The sequence below is a fragment of the Dehalococcoidia bacterium genome, from assembly GCA_028711995.1.
Taxonomy (GTDB): Bacteria; Chloroflexota; Dehalococcoidia; order SZUA-161; family SpSt-899; genus JAQTRE01.
This window is the reverse complement of the sequence record JAQTRE010000223.1, coordinates 1-3,047: the sequence shown is the minus strand read 5'-3', so window position 1 is coordinate 3,047 and position 3,047 is coordinate 1. Positions and strand designations below refer to the sequence as shown.

General features: G+C 52.0%; 3 protein-coding genes. 1 reads left to right on the top strand and 2 read right to left on the bottom strand.

What is annotated here, in order from left to right:
• Positions 1–264 precede the first annotated feature (264 nt).
• A complete protein-coding gene (locus PHV74_15855) occupies positions 265–477 on the bottom strand; it encodes a hypothetical protein (GenBank protein ID MDD5095826.1) in 213 nt (70 codons plus the stop codon).
• A gap of 140 nt (positions 478–617) precedes the next feature.
• Between PHV74_15855 and PHV74_15850 the strand changes: the two genes are divergently transcribed.
• Complete coding sequence (locus PHV74_15850; GenBank protein MDD5095825.1) at positions 618–1,076, top strand: hypothetical protein; 459 nt, start codon at positions 618–620, stop codon at positions 1,074–1,076.
• A gap of 165 nt (positions 1,077–1,241) precedes the next feature.
• Here the strand turns inward: PHV74_15850 and PHV74_15845 are convergent, their stop codons facing one another.
• Complete coding sequence (locus tag PHV74_15845; GenBank protein MDD5095824.1) at positions 1,242–2,831, bottom strand: hypothetical protein; 1,590 nt, start codon at positions 2,829–2,831, stop codon at positions 1,242–1,244.
• Between the last annotated feature and the right edge of the window lie 216 nt (positions 2,832–3,047).

Genomic DNA, 3,047 nt, shown 5'->3' with positions numbered 1-3,047 from the left:
TCATACCCTCTCCGCCGTTCTCAAGATTACAACGATGACCAATGTACTACGTGAGGGGAAGACTTGATTCCGACGATGTCATAGGGCTCATCAGTTATACTTCAACCAGGCATGAAACGAATGTTGATTGGCTTCATTGTGTTCCTCTTTGACTGCTGGGATATTCAACATGTGATTACTGATTACCTCAAGTGGAGGGACTCTGGAATTCTTCCAAAACCGAATGCCGCTGATATTGTCTGGGACAATGCACTCCAATGGTTACTAACCTTTGCCGTGAGTTTTGGTTTCTTCATCTTCGGCTATCGTGGGTGGCAGAAGGGCAGAAACCACAAGAGCAAGCATGCCCGTTATCCCTAAAGCCATGAATACTGCGAAAATTGCTTCTTCGATAAGCACAAAGACCACTGTAGTCAACAATGCTACATGAAGAGACATGCCGCAATAGAAAGCTATACGGACTAACGTGTCTTTCACTAAGCCCGGTCTCCGGTAAACGGGTAGATTCATCATGCCTCCTGCCGTTCTTAAGATTACAAAGTGACTAAGGTACTATGTTTTGGGGAGCCTAAATCTTTGTTGACAAGCTAAGATTGAGCACCTATACTCAAAGACAAATGAGCTGGTTTAAGATTGATTGGTCGGGATACTATCCCGTGGATACTGCACACACAAGGCCCGAATCGAGGAATTATGGCATCTATGCTATACATGAAATGGAGTCCAGAGTTCCTAGGAAGCTCTTGTACATTGGTGAAACATATACTCAGGATTTTGGTAAGCGAATGAAACAACACCAGAGAGACTGGCTCCACAAATACAATGGCGTTAGAATGGTGGTGAGCTTTGGGCGTATCTGCACCCCCAACGGCAAGAGAATTTCGCAGGAAATTGTTTTTGATATAGAAGGCGTGCTTATCCATAATTTGATACCGCCCTGTAACACTTCAGGGAAAAAAGGTTACAGGGGACGCGAAGGTATTATTGTCTTCAACACAGGTAAAAGCGGTGTCTTATCCAATGTCGTATCCGACGATAAGGAACTGTTGTCTCTGCTCCGTAGACATCTCACTTGAGATACAGATAGGTCTTCTTCCCAGTCTTATTGTCAGTCCTTGCTACCCCTTTGGGAGTATCCCGATGCGTAAATCGCCAGCCACCATCAGGCATCTTCTCCGACAGTCTGGTCCGTCGTGACCTTTCTCGCTTACTTAAGTTTTGTGCTCTGCCTTTCCCGTTTTTCATATCTTCCTCCCCTTTTTGTTGCTCCGGGGTGTCATAATGCGTTCTTCTCTGCTGGTCACTACTTGTCTGCCCTGGCGGTGCATCATCGTGGCTCCTCCCACTCGCTCGTGGCGGATGATCTTGCCATTCCTGATGACGGCATCGAAGGCACCCACGTTGACCACCAGTTCCTTAGCCGGTGATCCCCCCCGGGTGAACAGGGTCTGCTGTGGAGTGCCAAACGGGCGCTTGGCATCCGGAGGCGGCTTGAAGAACACCTTCACTCCGTCCGTTTCGCTCCGCTTGGTAGCTCCCGGCGACGGCGGTGTAGCCTCCACCCAGACAGGCTTCCCATTCAATGATCCCTGCTGGAATAGGACCGTCCCCGGATTCTCAGGTACCCCGCGGGCGTTCTTGATGAAGAACTGTGGCGTTTTGCCATTAAGTGCTTTCTTGGGTGGTACGTCTGGAACCCGAGGTTTTCCTGGCAGACGGGTAATTCTGTCTACCCTATCACGATCATCCGGCCTCCTCGGTTGGTCAGGGTAATCTGGCTTACCCGGCAATGGTCGGCGCGGGGGTTCACCTCTACTTGGCCGATCTGCCTCTTCCCCTCTTCCAGGCTGATCTCTGCCCGTATCTCCCGGGGTGCCTCTCATGGCATCGTCAGTATCATCACTTCGACGATGTGGCGTAGCTTCCTTGCCCGGCAGCGGCCTCGTGGTATCGGCCCCGGCCTCTTCTTTGGACTCTTCTCCTCGGGGCCGAGATTCGACATCTCCAGGGCGGCCTGAGCCGCGCCCGATATCTCTGGCTGCAGGCGATCTATCGATACTCGGGGTATCCTCTGGTCGCACAGGTTTGGGGCTATAAGAGCTCTCCGCCAGCAGTCTCTCATAGGTTTCGGGTGCATCCGATCTCGTCTCGCTTCCCATCCGGTCTATCACGTTTTCCAGAACGATTACCCTTCCTGCAACTTGTGATCCAAGCTGATAGCGAGTGGCTTCATACTCACGTGTGGCTTCCGCCGTTTTACTCTTGCTAGAATCCAGTTTCTCTCTGGCAACCTGTAGCGATTGCTTGATGGCTATCGGCAAACGTTGCTGCTGCTGCATAACGGCCTCGGCAGAGCGCACGATCTCGCGCGATCGGGCCGTTTCCCTGGCCAGCGCCTGTTCGGCCTTCGCCAGATCGCCTTCCAGATCAAGGAGCTTGGCAGCGTCCTTCTCCAGATCGGGAGCTACCTCAGCGGCAGCAGCGATCCTTCTGTCTTTGGATAACCCTTTCACGAATATATCTCTGGCCGTGTTCCTGACACCCTTCGCTTTGAGTGCCGTCAATTGCCGGAACGTGGGTGGTTTGGCGCCGATGCCCAGTTCTATCTCTCCGCCCAATGCCTTCACGTATTGCGGAAACCGGGCAGCACCCTTCTCTCCGAACTGTTGCTCCAGTCTCTTGAATGCTCTACCCAGTTGCGATTGCGGGGTCTGCATATTGACGCCCTGGACAACGGAAGTCTCAAATCCTGGCAACCCGTGCCCCATCGGTTCCTTTAACCGCGCCATTGGCTGCAGGTCGACGACTTCCTCCCAGACACCCTTATTCATGATCTCGATAGTTGCGGAGTTCCTCTCGGCGTTTTTGGTGACCCTCACCGCTGAACCGGATGACTGCTTGATGATACCTCCCAGTTCATCAGAGGCTGTTTAGTTTTGATTTCAGCCTCGACTTTGACTGATTTTGTAATGCCTTCACCCCCACGTATCTGGTAGAATCAACTCAGATTCAGATTGAGGGGGAGAATCCTCCATGAGAACAGCCAA